Below are 16,216 nucleotides of genomic sequence, written 5' to 3'. Positions count from 1 at the left end.
CCGGGGGCGTCAGTCGCCTCGCGACCCGAGAAGTACGGAGATACGATCCGCCCCCACCGGCCGTGAGTACAGCCACCCCTGCCCGGTGTCGCACCCGATCCTGCGCAGCCGCTCCGCCTGCCCGGACGTCTCCACGCACTCCGCGGTGACGGTGAGCCCGAGGCGGTGGGCGAGCTGCACCAGGGCCTCGACGATCACCTCGTCGGCGGGGTTGATGTGCGCGGACGCCTCGCCGTACTCGCCCTCGTCGTACTGGAAGCCGCGCACGAAGGAGCCGTCCAGCTTCAGGACGGACACCGGGAGACGGCTGAGGTAGGCGAGGTTGGAGTAGCCGGTGCCGAAGTCGTCGATGGCGATGCGCACGCCCATGTCGCTGAGCGCTTGGAGGGCCTGCAGCGGGCGGCCCGCGGAGCCCATGACGGCGGACTCGGTCAGCTCCAGTTGCAGCAGCCCCGGCGCGAGACCGGTCTCGGCCAGGATGTCAGCGACGTCCGCCACCAGGTCGGAGTCCCACACCTGCCGCACGGCGACGTTGACGCTCACGAACAGCGGGTCCCGGCCGGGGTGTTCGAGCTGCCACCGCCGGGCCTGCCGGCAGGCGGTGCGCAGCACCCAGCGGCCGAGCTGCACGATCGAGCCGTCTTCTTCAGCAAGTCCGATGAACCGATTCGGCGTGAGCAGTCCGAACTGCGGATGATTCCACCGTACGAGTGCCTCGACACCGCGCACGTCGCCGCTCTCCAGGCACACCAACGGCTGGTAGTCCAGGACGAATTCGTCGCGCTCCACGGCGGGGCGCAGCGAACTGGCGAGCGCCTGACGGGTCATGCGGTGCGCGTTGCGCTCGGGGTCGAAGAGGGTCCAGCGGGCCTTGCCGTCGGCCTTCGCCCAGTACAGCGTGGTGTCGGCGGCCTGCATCAGGCCGGTCGTCGTGGTCCCGGCGGCGCGCCGCTCGACGACGCCGATGGAGGCCGACACGGACAGCCGCTGCCCGGACAGGTCGAAGGGCTCCTGGAGCGTCCGCAGGACCGTCTCGGCGAGTTCGGTGAGCTGGTCGGTGCCCGTGGAGTCCTCCACGAGTAGCGCGAACTCGTCCCCGCCGAGCCGTGCGACCAGCGGCGCCGACGCCCTGCCGTACCCGGCGCGGTCGGCGAGGGCGGTCAGCCGCTCGGCGACGGCGGCGAGCAGCCGGTCGCCGACGCGATGGCCGAGGGTGTCGTTGACAGCTTTGAAGCCGTCGAGGTCCAGGTAGCACAGACCGATCCGGCCGGTGCTGGTGTCGTCGTAGGCGCCCGCCTCAAGGGCCGTGGCCAGGCGCTCGAAGAACAGCGCGCGGTTGGGCAGCCGGGTCACCGGGTCGTGCATCTGCAGATGCCGCAGCCGGGCCTGCAGATCGCGGCGCGCGCTGATGTCGGCGGCGGCGAGCAGGACGCTGCCCGCGCCGCACCGCTCACTCCCGCCGGGCAGCGGCGACGCGGTGATCTGGGTCCACAGCGAGTGCCCGTCGGGGTGTTTCAGGCGGCGGGTGCAGCGGAGCTTGGCCTGCCGACCGCGGAGCACCTCGCGGTACGCGTGCCAGGTGCGGGCGTCGGACGCGAGGTCCACCAGGTCGGCGGCGACCCGGCCGGTGAGGTCGGCGGCGTCGGCGCCGAGCAGCTCGCCCAGCGCGTCGTTGGCGCTGACGACCAGGCCCTCGCGGTCGACGACGGCGAGGGCGAGGGGGGCCGCGGCGAAGGCGGCGCGGTAGTCGGCGGCGTACTGGGCGAGGGGCCCGGTCGGGCCGGGTTGGTGACGCTCTGTGACGGCAGGCCGGGCACGGCCGGGGTCTGCGACCGCTGTGGCGGTCGGCCCTTGTGAGGTTCCGTTCACCGCTTGCTCCCGCAGTGCAATTGATGTCGAGCAGGTCGATGGGCCCCGAATCCTGGCGGGTCTGGGGAGGCGGTCGGCCGGTTGGGGGACGGCCGACGGGGCCGGGAAAGTGTGCCGATCATAGAGGCAGGCCGACGACCCGTTCCAGCCGTACCACGCCCCGCGGGGGCCTCCGAGGCGCCCGACAGATCGTTTCTGCTCGGGCCTGTACGGGCTTATTTGCTGCTCGACCGCTTGTGACAGCCGGTGAGTGGTCGGAGTGTCGCATCCTGGCCGATCCTCACTCGACCGGGTCAGACAAACAGGGCGAAGTGCGACAAACCATCACAGGGTGGGTGAGGTGTCTCGCATTCCGCACCCGGAGGTCGACGTGGAGCGTCAGCTCCCCCCTTGGATGCTCACTCGTGGAGGGGAGAGGCCGCGCCTGCGCACCGCGGGCATCCTCTTCACCTGTCTGACCGCTCTCGCCGCCACCTCGCTGGTCGCCGGGCCCGCGATCGCCCACGGCGAGGCGGGTCCGTGCGCCCTGCGGCGCACGCCCGCGCACCACTCGGAAGGCCTCGACACCTGGAACGGCGCCTACCCGCGCCCCGCCCGCGCCCTCGACGCCGTCATGGTCTTCCTCTCCTTTCCCGACTCGCCACCGCTGACGACACCGCAGGAGCTGGCAGCCGACTACTTCCCGGCCACGAGCGACTTCTTCGACCAAGCCTCCTACGGGAGGTTCAAGCTGCGCCCCCACCCGCAACACGAATGGGTGGAAATGCCGGAAGATTCCACGATGTACGCCATAGAGCGGGACTGGGACCCGCAGCACCGCGCCTCCTACCTCCGGGACGCGGTCGCCGCGGCCGATCCGCGGGTGGACTTCTCCGCGTACGACATCGTGTACTTCGTCGCCGATCCGGACGCGCCCGGCGTGAACTCGGACGCCACGAAGGTCGTGAACTTCGACCGCCCCATGCGGGCCGACGGCACCAGCATCCGCCGCATCGTCACCGTCTTCGAGCGCCATCCGCCGGATCGCAACGTCCTCGCCCACGAGACCGGCCACGTCTTCGACCTGCCCGACCTCTATCACCGCCCCACCGACGGCAAGGGCGACTGGGACACCCACGTCGGCGACTGGGACGTCATGGGCAGCCAGTTCGGCCTCGCCCCCGAACTCTTCGCCTGGCACAAGTGGAAGCTCGGCTGGCTCGGGCCCCGCCAGGTCGTCTGTGTCGACAGCGGCCCGCGGCGCCTGACCCTCGACCCGCTGGCGGCCCAGCCCCCTTCCGGCGGCGTCGGCGCCGCCAAGCTCGCCGTCGTCCGCACGGGCCGGGGCAGCGCCGTCGCCATCGAGGCGCGGGGTGCCGTGGGCAACGACCGGGGCACCTGCAGCGAGGGGGTCCTCGCCTACCGCGTCCGCAACGAGACGGCGTCCGGCCGGGGGCCCGTCGAGGTCATCGACGCCCACCCCGACTCGGAGGCGTGCGACACGGAATCGGTCTACCCGCCGCTGGCGGACGCGCCGGTGCGGGTGGGGGAGGCCTTCACGGTGCCCGGGGAGCGGGTCCGGATCGAGGTCGAGGACAGGACTCCGTCCGGGGCCTGGACCGTCAAGATCAGCCCCACCTGATCCGGGGTACCCAGATGTTCCGGCATCCCGGCCGACCCCAAGGGACCCAGGGGGGTGTGGGTGGCGAAGCCCCCACAACGCGCGGCGAAGCCGCGCAAAAACCACGACAGCGAGGCCGGTCCACGTTTTCCGTGGACATGCCTCGCTGTCGGTGTCGTGCGCCGCCAGGGACTCGAACCCCGGACCCGCTGATTAAGAGTCAGCTGCTCTAACCAACTGAGCTAGCGGCGCCTGCTGACGTCGTAGACCTTAGCATCCTGATCGCCGCGAGGAAAAATCGATATACGCACTGCGGATCCGGCCGCGGCGCGGGCCGCGCGGACGCATGCCCAGAGCACTACGTCGGGGCCCGGGAGCCAGGGCCGGCGGGTGTCGGGGGCGACCAGCCAGCGCGATCCGAGCCGGTCGTCGGCCCCCGGTGCCGCTCCCGGTCCGGTGCCGCGGCTCGCTGTGAGCGGGGGCACGGTGACGGCGTCGCCCGGGCCGTGGCAGAGCAGGGCGGGGACCGCGGAGCCCCATTCCTCCCACTCCAGGAGCGCGGGGAGACGGCGGGCCGTGCCCGGGGCGGCGAAGAGCAGCATGCGGCCCCGGTACGTGGCGACCGGGCCGGAGCCGGGGCCCTCGTGCCACAGCCGGTCGACCATCCGCCGGCCGAAGACGCCGGGCACGCTGACCACGTCGAAGACGGTGCCGCAGGACAGGACGGCCGGGGTGCCGGGGTGGGCGCGCCAGTCGGCCAGGACGCTGTGGGGATACGTTTCGGCGGAGGCCAGCCAGGCCGCGCCTGCGGGGGTGACGTCGCAGGCGTTGGCGGGAGTGGGGGCGGGGGCCGGGGTGGAGGGTGTTGTGGGGGCGGTGGGGGTGTGGGCGGCGAGAGTGAGGGGGGAGCTGCTCATGTCGATACATCTACCGGTGGTGAGCGCTCGGTCTCGCAGAGTTGCGGGAATCCGGGACAGTGGGTGGGGGCGTGGGGTACCTTGCCCCACCGGCATATGCCAGCGGATCTTGTGGCCGCGTGGGGCGTGGGTTCCGCCCGCCTGGTCCGCCTAGTCCGCCGAGCCGGTCGAATCCGGTGCGCCCGGCGCCCCCGGCGTTCCCGTGGGCCCTGTCGTGTCGGAGGTGCCGCTCTGCAGCTCGCGGCCGAACTCGATCATCTTCTTCGCGTAGTCCTCGGTCCACTCGGCGCGCTCGGCGATGTCGGCCGGGGTGAGGCGGTCGAAGCGGCGCGGGTCGGCGAGCTGGGCGGCGGCCAGGGCCTGGAACTCGACGGAGCGGTCGGTCGCGGCGCGGAAGGCGAGGGTCAACTCGGTGGCCCGGGCGAGGAGTTCACGCGGGTCGTCGATGGACTCCAGGTCGAAGAAGTGCTCGGGGTCGGCGGTGGCTTCCGCGGGCTCGAAGAGGAGCGGTGCGGGGCGCATGCGCTGGCTGGACCGGGGCCGCGAGGGCTCCGCCATGTCGTTTTCCTCTCGTCGTACGCCGCGTTGCCGCATCCATTGTCCCTCCCCGCGCAAGAGGCCCGCGCGCCGGTCGTGCTCCCCCCGCCATCTCTTCGGTGGTGGGGTGGGGTCCTCTCGCCGTCTCTCCGGGGTGGTTGCGGTCCTGTCGCCTTCTTTCCGGTGGTGGGGCGGGGCCGTGCCGGTATGTCCGTGCTCGCGTGTGTGTCGTTCGGAACGTTTCGTGTACGTGCGTCGTGGTGGGCCGAGCTGCGCGCGGACATACCGGCACGTCCCCTCCGGTTCGGATGGCGGCGATCGGTTCGGTGGGGGTGCCGCGTTCGGCCTTCGGTTCGGTGGGGGTGGTGGTCCGGTGAGGGTGGTGGTCTGGCTTTGCTGTCGCGTCCCACCCTGTGGGCAATCGTTCTGCAGGGCGATGGGGGTACCTCCCTGCTCGAGCGAAGCCGAGAGCTTGGGGGAGGGTGGGCACAGCCCCGTCCCACGGTGACTTTGATGTGAGGGGAGGGGAGGGCCACGGTCCCGGGCCGAGGGTGTCTGTGATGCGAGGGAGGGAGCGGCGACGCCCGGGCGTGGTGTGGGACTACGGCCAGGGGATCCGGTGGTGCGCGAGGCGCGAGAGGATTGCGTGGTTCGCCTCCCAGCCGTCGGGGAACTTGACGGTGACGCCGAGTTGGACCGGCTCCGTGGACGGGTGGTCGTCCAAGAGCGTGTCAACTCCCGCCCGGCACACCACGATGCACGCGTGCCGATGCCGGGACGCGAGCACACACAGCCGCCCCGTCTCCAGATGGAAGGCTGTGGCGTCCGGCCGCCCGGAGAGCGGATGGAGCACGACGGTCACGTCGAACTCCCGGCCTTGCAGGCGATTGGCCGTGTCGACGGTCACGTCCACGACCCCGAGAGCGGCGAGCGCGCCACGTACGGCCGCGGCCTGATCCCGATGCGCCGTCCCGACGGCGATCCGGTCGGCCGTGAGGGGCACGGGCTCGGGTGCCCGCTCGGACGTCGCCGCCCCGCCCCGGTCGAGCAGCCGCCGCACCACGAGGGCGACGGCCCGGACCGCCTCGGGGTCCGTACGCGGGGTGTGCCGGGCGGGCAGTTCGAGCAGGCCCCACCCGGAGAGGGCCGCTTCGTCGATGACCCGGTCGGGGCCGGAACCGTCGGACGGGACAGCGAAGTCGAGAGCCCGGTCGGCGTGCTCCGTGCCGCTGCGGAAGGGCGTAAAAGGGTAGAACGCGTCGGACACCAGCGGCGCGGCCGAGGCGGGCAGCCGCCACGACACGGGCAGCCGATGCTGCGGCAGCCCCGGATTGTGGGCGAGCAGCGTGGTCACCGCGCTGGCCGACGGGTCGTACGCGAGCCCCGCCCACTGCTCGGCCTCGGCGATGGCGAAGGGGTCCAACTGCCCCGGGTCGCCCACGAACAGGGCCCGCTCGAAGAGCCCGGCGACGGCGAGGAGCGCGTCCGACCGCATCTGGTACGCCTCGTCGACGATCGCGTGCCGCCAGGGCTCGACGTCCTTGACGTGCCCCCACTTCGCGGCGGTGGACACGACGACGTCGAGCCCCGAGAGGTCGCCGACCTTCGCGGACTTGCGTACGTTCGGCAGGGCGTCGAGTGCCTTGTCGTACGGGTCGGGGTCGCTGCTGTGCAGCCGTCCGACGGGGAGGTCGGAGTTCTTCTCGGCGAGGCGCAGGACGAGGTCGTCGACTTGGGCGTTGGTCTGGGCGACGACCATCAAGGGGCGTCCCGCGGCGGCGAGTTCGAGGGCGGCGCGGACGACGAGGGTGGACTTTCCGGCGCCGGGGGGCGAGTCGACGACGACACCGCGGTGCGCGCCGTCCAGGGTGTCGCGCAGGATCGCGTCGGTGGCGCGGGTGGCCTCGGCGCCGGGGTCGAAGGATGCCGGGTTCGCTGGGAATGGGAAGGGGACCGGGTTCACAGGATGTCCTCCGCGGTCACGGGGTCCGGCCTGTCGCCGACCGGGGCGGGCGGGGTGCCTACGGCGGGCGTCGTGGCCGCTGTCTCCGGAGGGCCGCCGTGCGTCCACGGGGTGTCCTCCGGGTCCGGGAGGCGCGGCCCGCCCCGCTGCTCGTGCTCGAAGAGCGTCCAGCACACGTGGTCGCCGACCTCGGGCACCGAGCCGGGCTCGGGCTCCTTGCCGCGGCCCATCTTGTCGAGGAGGCGCAGGACGAGGGCGCCGTCGGGGGTGTGGGTGACGAACTGGAAGGACTGGGGCTTGCCGGCGAGGGAGCGGTAGGCCTTGACGCCCTCGTCGAGCTGGGGGCGGTCGGGGGTGCGGACGGTGACGAGGGGGCGTGGGCGGGGCGCGCGGCCCTCGCTGTACGCCATGACGACGTCGGTCACCTCACCGGCGAAGGCCTCGCCCGCGAGCCGCCGCCCGGCCATGACGAGGGGGTCGTCGAGGGCCTCCTGGGCGTCGAGCCGGGCCTGTTCGCGCTCGCGGGTGGCGAGCTTGTTCGCGGCGGTGACCGCGTCGTCGACGCGGGGCTGCGGCGGCTCACCGGCGGCGACGCGGTCGCGGTGCCCGGTGAACGACCAGCGGTCCCCGCGCCACCGGTCGACGGTGTGCGGGGCCTCGGGCAGAGTGCACAGCGCGTCCAGGCCACGCCACACCGCGTCCCAGGTGGGCCGGGTGCGGCTGGCCACCAGGGCGTCGATCTCGCGCTCGGCCGCGCCGAGGGAGGCGAGCAGCGCGTCCGCCTCGACGCCGTCCGCGGCGGCGGCCAGAGCGGTGCGCGCCCGGTCGTGGCGCTCGATGGCCGGAGCGAGGAGCTGGTTGTCGAACGCCGGGTCGGTGGCGGGGCCCGCGGGCGGGCACAGCAACTGCCCGTCGGCGTCCCGGGCCAGCTCCGCGCGGAGCGCCGCGTCCGCGCCGGACGTCCCCTCGGGCGCCTCGATCCAGGCGAGCAGCGCGCCCAGGTGCTGCTCCTCCAGGGAGGACTGGCCGGTGGCCCAGTGCCGGGACAGCAGGTCGGTCATGGCGAGCAGCAGCGACGAGCCGGGCACCCGGGAGCGCTCGCCGTAGTGCGTGAGCCAGCGCCCGAGCAGCGGCACGCGCGGGGGCGCGGGATACGGCGCGTCCGGGTCCTGCTCGGCGGTCCGCCGGAACCGCATGGACCGGCCGAGCAGCCGTACGAACTCGATGCCCGTGCGGCTCGGCACGATGAGCTGCGGCGCGTCCGCGCACAGCTCGACCTCGACCTTGACGCGCTTGCCGGTCTCCGGGTCGGCCTCGGTGCGCTCGGCGGGCTCGACGTCGTCCGCGTACGACTCGACGTACGGCAGCAGGATCTCGGCGAGCCGGGACAGGAACGCGAAGCGCAGGTCGCGGTCGCGGGGCTGGGCCACCGTGAGCAGGCGGGGGGAGGTGCGCTCGGTGCCGATCAGGGCGCCGAGCGGGGCGCCCGCCTCACCGGCGGTGATGAGCGGCACGAAGACGAGGGGGCGCTGGGACAGGTGCCGGTGCCGGACGGTGGCCCTCGGTTGGGCGCGGCCGGTGGTGGCGGCGTCGAGCCGGGCCAGGTTGTCGATCAGGGACAACGCACACCTCCGGCGAGCGCCTCCGCGCGCAGCGCGCCCGCGCGGCGCAGCGCGGACACGGCCGGGTCGTCGGGGTCGCCCGCCTCGCCGCGGGCCGCGGCCAGGGCCTCGTCGATGGTGGCCAGCGTGCCGAGGTCGGCGCGCAGGGAGCGGCCGAGGGAGGTCAGCTCGCCCGCCGCGCGGGCGCGGTCGCGGCAGTGGAAGGCCAGCTCGCAGGCGGCCAGGCACTCGGGGGCGTACGTCGCGGGGACCGCGTCGACGGCGGCGGCCAGCTCGGCGGCGGGCCGTGTCACGTCGAACGTGGTGCCGGGGGCCAGCGTGGCCGCGATGTCCTCGACTCGGGTCAGCCTGGAGAGCTGGCGGCGGGTGACGGCGAGCTGCTTGCGGACGTCCACGGCCGAGGCGGTCGGGAGGTTCGAGAAGTCCTTGGGGCAGACGAGGAGCGCACGGTGGCGCACCTCCGGCGCGGGGTCGAGCCGCCGCGCGACCTGCTCCAGGGCGAGGACGTACACCGCGGACTGGCGCGCCGCCGCGCCCACCTTCGCCGCGTCCGCCGAGCCGTCGATCATGGGGAAGGACTTGATCTCGACGACCGTCCACGTCCCGTCCGGCGCGACGACCACGGCGTCCGGCTCCAGGAAGGCGGGCGTGCCCGCGACGTCCAGGGCCAGCATCGGGTGGTCGAGCAGCGTCCAGGTGCGGGCGGCCGAGGCCTCGTCCAGGGCGAGTTCCGTGCGGGCCGCGCGGCCCTCGGGCCCGGCCGCCGTGAGGTCCGGCACGCTCGCCGCACCGGGCTCCGGCTCCGGGCCGCCGCCCAGGCACGCGTGCGTGAGGCGCAGCAGCTCCGTGCCGCCGTCGGCCTTCACCCGCGCCTCGAAGGCGTGCCCGCGCATGAACGCGAACTGCGACTGCCCGAAGCCCGACGGCGAGCCGAGCGCCTGGGCGAGCGCCGCCTTGGGCACGCCCGCGCCGTCCAGCAGCGCGCGCCGCCCGCAGCCCGGGTTGGCCGCGAGCGCCGCCAGGGCGCGGGCGTCCAGGGACTGCGGCGGCACGTCAGGTCCGCGCAGCTCCGCGAGCCGATGTCTGAGCGCTGTCCCCGGTGTCCGCGGCGTGGCCCGCGGGTCTGGCGCCCTTGTTCCCGCGGGGCTTGCCGCCCGGCTTGGCCGCGGACTTGCCGCCCGGATCGGTCCCGAGCTTGCGCTGATGGGGAATTCGCTCACCCGCCGAAGTCTGGCATCCGGCACTGACAATCGAGGACTCAGTGGCGGAAGAGGTGGCGGTGGCGTCCGCGGGGGCCGTGGCCCGCCCGGCGCCGCGGCCTGCGAGGGCGGTCGCGACGATCGGCCGCAGCCGGGCCTTGAGCCGCGCCGCGCCGCGCTGCACAGGCCGGACGAGCAGCAGGCCCAGGCCCATCACGGCCGCGCCCGCGACCGCGTCGAGGAAGTAGTGGTTGGCCGTGCCCATGACGACGATGGTCGTGAACAGCGGATAGACGATGGCGAGCGCCTTCACCAGCGGCGTGCGGCCGTACCGCCACAGCACCACGCCGCACCACAGCGACCAGCCGACGTGCAGGCTTGGCATCGCCGCGTACTGGTTGGTCATGCCGCCGAGCCCGCGCGGGGCGCTGGCCTGGCCGCCCCACCAGCCCCAGTCGCTGTACTGCGCCATGGTGTCGACGAAGCCGTGGCTCTTGTCGAGGAGCCGCGGCGGGCAGGTCGGCATCAGCGTGAAGCCGATCAGGCCGATGAGCGTGGACACCATCAGCCAGGTGCGGGCGGCGGCGTAGTGCACGGCCCTGCTGCGGAACAGCCAGATCAGCACCAGCGGCGTGACCAGGTAGTGCAGCGAGGCGTACCAGAAGTCCGCCGGGACGCCGATGGAGGTATGGGCCGTGAAGAGCCGGTTGAGCGGATGCTCCAGGTTGAGGTTCAGGGCCTTCTCGACCCGCAGGATGTCCAGGCCGTGGCCCACGGCCGTCTCGACGTCCCCGCGCGCGAGCAGCCGCCCGGCCGAGTAGGCCCCGTACACCAGGAGGATCAGCGGCAGCTCGGTCCACCAGCGCAGGTGGATCCGGGACGTCCGGCTCTCGGATATGCCGCGGCTGCCGGCGCCCTGTGCCTCGGTCTGCGGCATCCGGTGGGTCCCCCATCTCATTCGCGCTGTTCCCGCTCAGTTGGTGCGGCGTACGGCCGCTGGGTCACTTTACGGCGTACGCGAAGGCCGATGAGCCATCCCCCTGGTCGTCAAAGACGCAGAGATCGCCGCCCGGGTTGCGCCTTCGCGGTGTGAGTGATGATGGAAGGAACGGACGGGCGACTGTCCCTTTTTGTCCTTGCATGTCCCTCTAGAAAGGCTTCTCATGGCACCGCGCATCCTGCTGGCCCGGCACGGACAGACCGAGTGGTCGCTGTCCGGAAAGCACACCGGCAGGACGGACATCCCGCTCCTCGAAGAGGGCAGGCGCGGCGCGAAGCTCCTCGGCCAGCGGCTGCACCGGGCGCCCTATGACGGCCTCCCCGGAGTCGAGGTGCGCACCAGCCCGCTGTCCCGCGCGCGGGAGACGTGCGAGCTGGCCGGGTTCGGCGACCGGGCCGCCGAGTGGGACGCGCTGATGGAGTTCGACTACGGGGCGTACGACGGACTGACGCCCGCCGACATCCAGGCCCTGCGCCCCGGGTGGTTCATCTGGCGCGACGGGGTCCCGGACGGCGAGACGCTGGCGCAGGTGTCCGCCCGCGCGGACGAGGTCGTCGCCTGGGCGCGCGAGGCCGACCGGGACGTCCTGGTCTTCGCGCACGGCCACATCCTGCGCGCCATCGGCGCCCGCTGGCTCGGCTACGACATCGACTTCGCGTCCCGCATCCGCCTCAACCCGACGTCCCTCTCCGTCCTGGGCTGGGCCTACGGAGAGCCCGCCCTGGAGTCCTGGAACGAGACGGGCCACCTCGCGGGACAGCCGTAGGGCGGCGGGGCGGAGGCCCGAGCCCCGGACCGTCCGCACGCCGACGGAATCGTCACCCACGCGCGCGTGCGCAGTGCTGCTCCAGGAAGCCCGTCACCTCGGTGGCCCGCCGGTGCGGCAACAGCAGCCGGGCGGTGGTCGCGAGCATGGCCTCGATCCGCGACGACTGGACCTCGTCCAGCAGGGCAAGGACCCGCAGGCCCGCCGCCGCGGCCTCGTCCGGCCGGCCCGCGCGAGCCAGGTCGTCGGCCAGCTCCGCGGTGTACAGCGCGATGTTCCGCGTGAATTCGGGCGTCTGCGCCGCCGCCACGCCCGCCGCGCGGTGCGCGTGCCGGGACGCGCGCTCCCACTGCCCGAGCGCCGACCAGCACTGCGCCTCCAGGCCCTCCAGCTCGGCGGCTCCGTAGAACGTCATCCACTCCGGGTCGGTCTCGGCCGCGCCCCGGTCGAACAGGGCGTGCGCGCGGGTGAGCGCCTGTCGGCAGCCCGTGCGGTCGCCGAGCCCGGCCCAGCCGCCCGCCTCGCGCAGCGCGAGCAGCGACAGGAACCGGGGCGAGTCGAGGTACCGGGCGGCGCGCGCCGCGGCCTGCGCCGCCCGCACCGCCTCCCGGGGCCGCCCGCAGTCCCGGGCCAGGAACGCCGTGTTGCAGAACGCGTGCGCCTCCAGGGCGGGGTCCCCGGCCATCCGTGCCGTCGCCAGTGCCTCCGCGTAGTGCGAGCGGGCGTCGTCGAAGCGGCCGGAGTCGTGGGCGAGCCAGCCGACGGAGATGGCGAGCTCGCCCGCGCTCGAGTACAGCCGGTCGGCCACCGCCTTCCCGGCCTGCCGGGTGGTGCCCGCGTCGAGCAGGGCGTAGGCCGTGCGCAGCGGGGTGGCGGCCCGCCGGTAGAGGCCGTCGGCGCCGTGCCGGTCGTCGAGCAGCCGGATCGCGCGGACGGCCTCCTCGACGGCGTTCACCTCGTGCTCGTCCGCCGCGCGAAGGCGGCGCGGCTCGCGGACGCGGGCCGCGGCGACGCCGCCCAGCGGGAGCCCGACGGCCCCCAGCGAGGCGGCGGCCACGGTGGCCGTGCCGCTGGTCATGAATGCGCGACGCCGCACGTCGCTCTCCTCGGTGCTGAAGGTGTTGTCGCTGTCACTGGCACGCGGGTACCTCGGGTCCTGGTCGTCATGCGGGCGGCCGGTGGCCGCCCCCCGCGCGTCCCCGGCGGCCCGCGCCCCCCGGCCCCGGACGGCCGCGCGCGGCGCGAAGCCCAGGTCCGTCAGCGTCCGGCCGGGGAACATGTGCAGGAACACCCGTTCGTACGCGTAGTTGGGGCAGCGGATCTCACCGGCCTCCACCCGGCCGACGTACCGCGCGTCGCAGCTGACCCGCTCGCCGATCTCGCGCGCGGCCCGCCGCACCGCGGCCGCGAACTCGCCCGGGGAGCGCTGCCCGCGCAGCTGCCGGAACGTGAGATTCGGACGCGGAGGCGGAGTTGACGATGCCGGTGTCGACGACGCCATGCCGGATCCTCTCGCTGGGGACCGTGCCGGACGGTGCCGGACCGTGGCGCGCCGTCCCGCGCCGTCGGCCGCTGGTACGCCTGCCGGCGTTCGGCTGGGTGGGATGCGGCGGGGGCGGACCTGTTCCGGCGGAGCATGAACGTACCGGTTGCGAACCGGCCACCACGCGGAGTTTGGCTACAAACCGGATATCTCACCCGTGATCTGCCATGAACTGCCATCCTTTGCGGCGGCGTGGCGCCGTAGCCGTTGACGCCTTGGCGCGTTGAACCATGCGGAGAGGGAGCGACGCCGCTTCCGCCCTGGCGAGGAGGTTCCCTTGTTGGAGTTCGGCATGGAGAACAGCGAATCCGGGGGCGCGCTGACGACCGCCCGGCACCGGCCGAGCCAGGACCACAGCCCGGGGCCCGGCTACGACGGCCTTGACGGTCATGAGGACCCCGACGGTCACGAGGAGTGCGACCTCGTGACTGTTCCCGCGCGCCAGGGGCTCGAAGCCGTCGACATTCTGCGCCGGGGTGCCGGCGAGGAGGCCGTGGGGCCCGTTCTGCACGACGGCGGGTGCGACACCCTCGGCTTTCTCGTGCCGCCCGGCACGGCGGACGGGTGGGACCTGCCCGGCAGTGCTTGTACGCAGACCTTCGGCCGGGGGGTCGCCCTGGCCCGGGACCCGGACCCGGTGCCTGCGCCGCCTGTCGCCGGGACGGGGTGGCTGGTGCCGCCCGGGGACACCGACCCGGTGACGGATCCGGCTGTGCTGCGGGCCGCGCTCGGCGAGGCCGCCCGCATGATCGAAGCGGCGGACAACTGTCGTTGACCTGCGGTGTGGGTGGCGGGGGCGGTGCCCCTTGCCCCGCTTCGTCGCCGCTTCGCGGCTCGCCCTGAAGCGCCGGACGGGCGGAGACGGTCTCGTCGGGCGGCCGTTTCTGTCTGCGGCGATAATGGGCGCGTGGCACGGAATCGGCGGGGACGGCAGACGCGGGAAGCACTCGTCGAGGAGGTTGACGGCGGGCTTGCCGAGCTGATGCCCGACCGGGAGCGGGCCCGCGGGTGGACCCTGCTCGTCGACGGGGCGCCGCAGTCGCACGTCGACCTCGACGATCCCGCTCATCTCGGGTTCGAGTACCAGCGGCGGATCGGGCACATCGTGGACCTCGTCGCGCCGCCCGGGCGGCCCGTGCACGTCCTGCACCTCGGCGGTGGCGCCCTCACCCTCGCCCGGTACGTCGCCGCCACCCGCCCCCGCTCCACCCAGCAGGTCGTCGAACGCGACACCGCCCTCGTCCAACTCGTCCGCCGCGCCCTGCCCCTCGACCCCGGCGCCCGCATCCGCATCCGCGGCACCGACGCCCGCGAAGGGCTCGCGAAGACCCCCGACGGCTGGGCCGACCTCGTCATAGCCGACGTGTTCAGCGGCGCCCGCACCCCCGCCCACCTCACCACCGCGGAATTCCTCGGCGACGTCCGCAGAGCCCTGAAACCCACCGGCTGGTACGCCGCCAACCTCGCCGACGGCCCGCCGCTCGGCTACCTCCGCGGCCAACTCGCCACCGCCGCCACCGTCTTCCCCGAACTCGCCCTCGTCGCCGACCCGGCCGTCCTGCGCGGCAAACGTTTCGGCAACGCCGTCCTCCTCGGCGCCGGACAGCCCCTGCCCATCGCCGAACTCACCCGGCGCAGCGCCGGCGACCCGCACCCCGCCCGGGTCGAACACGGGCCCGCGCTCGGCGACTTCAGCGGCGGCGCGGCGGCCGTGACGGACGCGAGCGCCGTGGCGTCGCCCGCACCGCCGTCGTCCGTGTTCCGCTAGCCGTCGGGGTTCCCCGAGCCGTCGGGCTCAGTACGTGTTGAGGTCCACCCGCGGCGCGTGGTCGTGCCACGTGCAGAACACCGACACCCGGTCCGCGCCCGACGTGAACTCCACCCGGATCCACGTCGACGCCTTCCACACCTGCATCGACCAACCCGCCGACGGCGACGACGACACCAGCGTCGCGTACGTGTCGCCGAGGTCGAAGACGACCCGGCCACCGTCGGTGTTGTAGCCCTTCACGCTGCCCGAGGGGGACGGGTGGGCGGGCGTCCTCGGAGGCTTGGCCGAGTGGTCCGGGGACGGGCTCCGGGGGTGCTGCGGGCTCTTCGTGGGGTCCGGGCGCTGCGACTTGGACGGGGCGCCGGACTTCGGGGGCCTGCTGCTCGACGTCGGCTCGGGGCGGTGCGTCGACGACGACAGGGGGTCCGCCGCGCGGTCGCCGGACGCGAGGGGCAGGGCGCGCGGCGGGTCGTACGCCGTGCCCGCCATCACCGTGTGCACGCCCCACCACGACAGCGTGACCGCCGCGCCCGTGGCGAGCGACCACGCGATCGCGTGTACGAGACCTCTGTGCATCGCGGGCCATAGTGCACCACCCGCCGTGCCGAGGACCAGGAGTTGAGGCTTCCGCTTACCTTCGGCACCCGGTCCGGCAGCGGACATCGGACCCAAGTCCGGGCCAAGAGTCCCGCTCGGCACCCGTGTCCCCCGAATGGCGTACGGTGCCGCCCATGGCAAGTGTGCTCGTCGTCGAGGACGACCAGTTCGTACGCTCGGCCCTCATCCGGCATCTCACCGACGCCTCCCACACGGTACGGAGCGTCGGAACCGCCCTGGAGGCGCTGCGCGAGGTCGCCCATTTCCGTTTCGACCTGGTCATTCTGGACCTCGGCCTGCCCGACCTGGACGGCGCCGAGGCGCTGAAGATGCTGCGCGGCATCACCGACGTACCCGTGATCATCGCGACCGCGCGGGACGACGAGACGGAGATCGTCCGGCTCCTCAACGACGGCGCCGACGACTACCTGACCAAGCCGTTCTCCGTCGAGCACCTGTCCGCGCGCATGGCCGCCGTGCTCCGGCGAGCGCGCGGCTCCGGCTCCGGTGAGGCGCCGCCGAGCCGCGCCCTCCAGGTCGGCGGCCTCACCGTCGACCCGCTGCGGCGCCAGGCCGAGTTGGACGGCGCCCGGCTCGACCTGACCCGGCGCGAGTTCGACCTGCTCGCCTTCCTCGCCGGGCGGCCCGGCGTCGTCGTACCGCGCAAGGAACTGCTCGCCGAGGTCTGGCAGCAGAGCTACGGCGACGACCAGACCATCGACGTCCATCTGTCCTGGCTGCGCCGGAAACTGGGCGAAAACGCCGCCAACCCGCGCTATCTGCACACCCTGCGGGGCGTCGGCGTGAAGCTGGAGCCACCCCTGTGACCCGC

14 protein-coding genes and 1 tRNA gene are annotated in these 16,216 nt (G+C 73.7%); 5 read left to right on the top strand and 10 right to left on the bottom strand.

The genetic code is table 11. The features are described from left to right. Positions 1 to 9: 9 nt before the first annotated feature. Complete coding sequence (locus IE274_RS02715) at positions 10 to 1,869, bottom strand: putative bifunctional diguanylate cyclase/phosphodiesterase (RefSeq protein ID WP_190113871.1); 1,860 nt, start codon at positions 1,867 to 1,869, stop codon at positions 10 to 12. 394 nt (positions 1,870 to 2,263) lie between these two features. Between IE274_RS02715 and IE274_RS02710 the strand changes: the two genes are divergently transcribed. Next, on the top strand, positions 2,264 to 3,490 hold the full coding sequence (locus IE274_RS02710) for a M6 family metalloprotease domain-containing protein (protein WP_190114116.1): 1,227 nt from the start codon (positions 2,264 to 2,266) through the stop codon (positions 3,488 to 3,490). Between the two features lie 157 nt (positions 3,491 to 3,647). Here IE274_RS02710 and IE274_RS02705 read toward each other — a convergent pair. The 7 genes from IE274_RS02705 to IE274_RS02675 form a co-directional block, all read right to left on the bottom strand. Further along, positions 3,648 to 3,721 (bottom strand) — tRNA-Lys (locus IE274_RS02705). Continuing rightward, positions 3,712 to 4,392: a bifunctional DNA primase/polymerase gene (locus IE274_RS02700; protein ID WP_229909179.1), complete on the bottom strand. Its 681-nt coding sequence runs from the start codon at positions 4,390 to 4,392 to the stop codon at positions 3,712 to 3,714. Before IE274_RS02700 ends, IE274_RS02705 begins: the two co-directional genes overlap by 10 nt. A gap of 144 nt (positions 4,393 to 4,536) precedes the next feature. Continuing rightward, complete coding sequence (locus IE274_RS02695) at positions 4,537 to 4,944, bottom strand: DUF8844 domain-containing protein (protein WP_190113869.1); 408 nt, start codon at positions 4,942 to 4,944, stop codon at positions 4,537 to 4,539. A gap of 580 nt (positions 4,945 to 5,524) precedes the next feature. After that, positions 5,525 to 6,886: an AAA family ATPase gene (locus IE274_RS02690; protein WP_190113868.1), complete on the bottom strand. Its 1,362-nt coding sequence runs from the start codon at positions 6,884 to 6,886 to the stop codon at positions 5,525 to 5,527. Beyond that, positions 6,883 to 8,508 carry a hypothetical protein gene (locus tag IE274_RS02685; RefSeq protein ID WP_190113867.1) on the bottom strand — a complete coding sequence of 542 codons (1,626 nt, stop codon included), beginning with the start codon at positions 8,506 to 8,508 and terminating at the stop codon, positions 6,883 to 6,885. The genes IE274_RS02690 and IE274_RS02685 overlap by 4 nt, the downstream gene beginning before the upstream one ends. After that, the gene (locus IE274_RS02680) at positions 8,499 to 9,575 is read right to left on the bottom strand and encodes a hypothetical protein (protein ID WP_190114115.1); all 1,077 of its coding nucleotides are present in this window, start codon (positions 9,573 to 9,575) and stop codon (positions 8,499 to 8,501) included. The genes IE274_RS02685 and IE274_RS02680 overlap by 10 nt, the downstream gene beginning before the upstream one ends. Further along, a complete protein-coding gene (locus IE274_RS02675; protein ID WP_190113866.1) occupies positions 9,562 to 10,644 on the bottom strand; it encodes a phosphatase PAP2 family protein in 1,083 nt (360 codons plus the stop codon). The genes IE274_RS02680 and IE274_RS02675 overlap by 14 nt, the downstream gene beginning before the upstream one ends. Before the next feature lie 226 nt (positions 10,645 to 10,870). Between IE274_RS02675 and IE274_RS02670 the strand changes: the two genes are divergently transcribed. Continuing rightward, complete coding sequence (locus tag IE274_RS02670) at positions 10,871 to 11,473, top strand: histidine phosphatase family protein (RefSeq protein ID WP_190113865.1); 603 nt, start codon at positions 10,871 to 10,873, stop codon at positions 11,471 to 11,473. Between the two features lie 52 nt (positions 11,474 to 11,525). On the opposite strand, the gene IE274_RS02665 is transcribed toward IE274_RS02670, so the two are convergent. After that, a complete protein-coding gene (locus IE274_RS02665) occupies positions 11,526 to 12,974 on the bottom strand; it encodes an NsdA family TPR-like regulatory protein (RefSeq protein ID WP_190113864.1) in 1,449 nt (482 codons plus the stop codon). Between the two features lie 334 nt (positions 12,975 to 13,308). On the opposite strand from IE274_RS02665, the gene IE274_RS02660 reads away from it, so the two are divergent. After that, a complete protein-coding gene (locus IE274_RS02660) occupies positions 13,309 to 13,791 on the top strand; it encodes a hypothetical protein (RefSeq protein ID WP_190113863.1) in 483 nt (160 codons plus the stop codon). A gap of 132 nt (positions 13,792 to 13,923) precedes the next feature. Further along, positions 13,924 to 14,784 carry a spermidine synthase gene (locus IE274_RS02655; protein WP_190113862.1) on the top strand — a complete coding sequence of 287 codons (861 nt, stop codon included), beginning with the start codon at positions 13,924 to 13,926 and terminating at the stop codon, positions 14,782 to 14,784. A gap of 27 nt (positions 14,785 to 14,811) precedes the next feature. On the opposite strand, the gene IE274_RS02650 is transcribed toward IE274_RS02655, so the two are convergent. Next, positions 14,812 to 15,363: a hypothetical protein gene (locus tag IE274_RS02650; RefSeq protein ID WP_190113861.1), complete on the bottom strand. Its 552-nt coding sequence runs from the start codon at positions 15,361 to 15,363 to the stop codon at positions 14,812 to 14,814. A gap of 155 nt (positions 15,364 to 15,518) precedes the next feature. Between IE274_RS02650 and IE274_RS02645 the strand changes: the two genes are divergently transcribed. Continuing rightward, positions 15,519 to 16,211 carry a response regulator transcription factor gene (locus IE274_RS02645; RefSeq protein ID WP_190113860.1) on the top strand — a complete coding sequence of 231 codons (693 nt, stop codon included), beginning with the start codon at positions 15,519 to 15,521 and terminating at the stop codon, positions 16,209 to 16,211. The last annotated feature ends 5 nt before the right edge of the window (positions 16,212 to 16,216 follow it).

This window comes from Streptomyces flavofungini, from assembly GCF_014650815.1.
GTDB classification, from domain to species: Bacteria; Actinomycetota; Actinomycetes; order Streptomycetales; family Streptomycetaceae; genus Streptomyces; species Streptomyces flavofungini.
Note: the sequence above shows the minus strand (reverse complement) of the source record. Positions and strands in the feature narration are given on the sequence as shown.

What these genes read in the sequence shown, in the direction of transcription:
- IE274_RS02675 (WP_190113866.1), bottom strand. Translation starts at nt 10,644, where the DNA reads ATGCCGCAGACCGAGGCACAGGGCGCCGGCAGCCGCGGCATATCCGAG.
- IE274_RS02670 (WP_190113865.1), top strand. Translation starts at nt 10,871, where the DNA reads ATGGCACCGCGCATCCTGCTGGCCCGGCACGGACAGACCGAGTGGTCG.
- IE274_RS02645 (WP_190113860.1), top strand. Translation starts at nt 15,519, where the DNA reads ATGGCAAGTGTGCTCGTCGTCGAGGACGACCAGTTCGTACGCTCGGCC.
- IE274_RS02695 (WP_190113869.1), bottom strand. Translation starts at nt 4,944, where the DNA reads ATGGCGGAGCCCTCGCGGCCCCGGTCCAGCCAGCGCATGCGCCCCGCA.
- IE274_RS02650 (WP_190113861.1), bottom strand. Translation starts at nt 15,363, where the DNA reads ATGCACAGAGGTCTCGTACACGCGATCGCGTGGTCGCTCGCCACGGGC.
- IE274_RS02710 (WP_190114116.1), top strand. Translation starts at nt 2,264, where the DNA reads ATGCTCACTCGTGGAGGGGAGAGGCCGCGCCTGCGCACCGCGGGCATC.
- IE274_RS02660 (WP_190113863.1), top strand. Translation starts at nt 13,309, where the DNA reads ATGGAGAACAGCGAATCCGGGGGCGCGCTGACGACCGCCCGGCACCGG.
- IE274_RS02665 (WP_190113864.1), bottom strand. Translation starts at nt 12,974, where the DNA reads ATGGCGTCGTCGACACCGGCATCGTCAACTCCGCCTCCGCGTCCGAAT.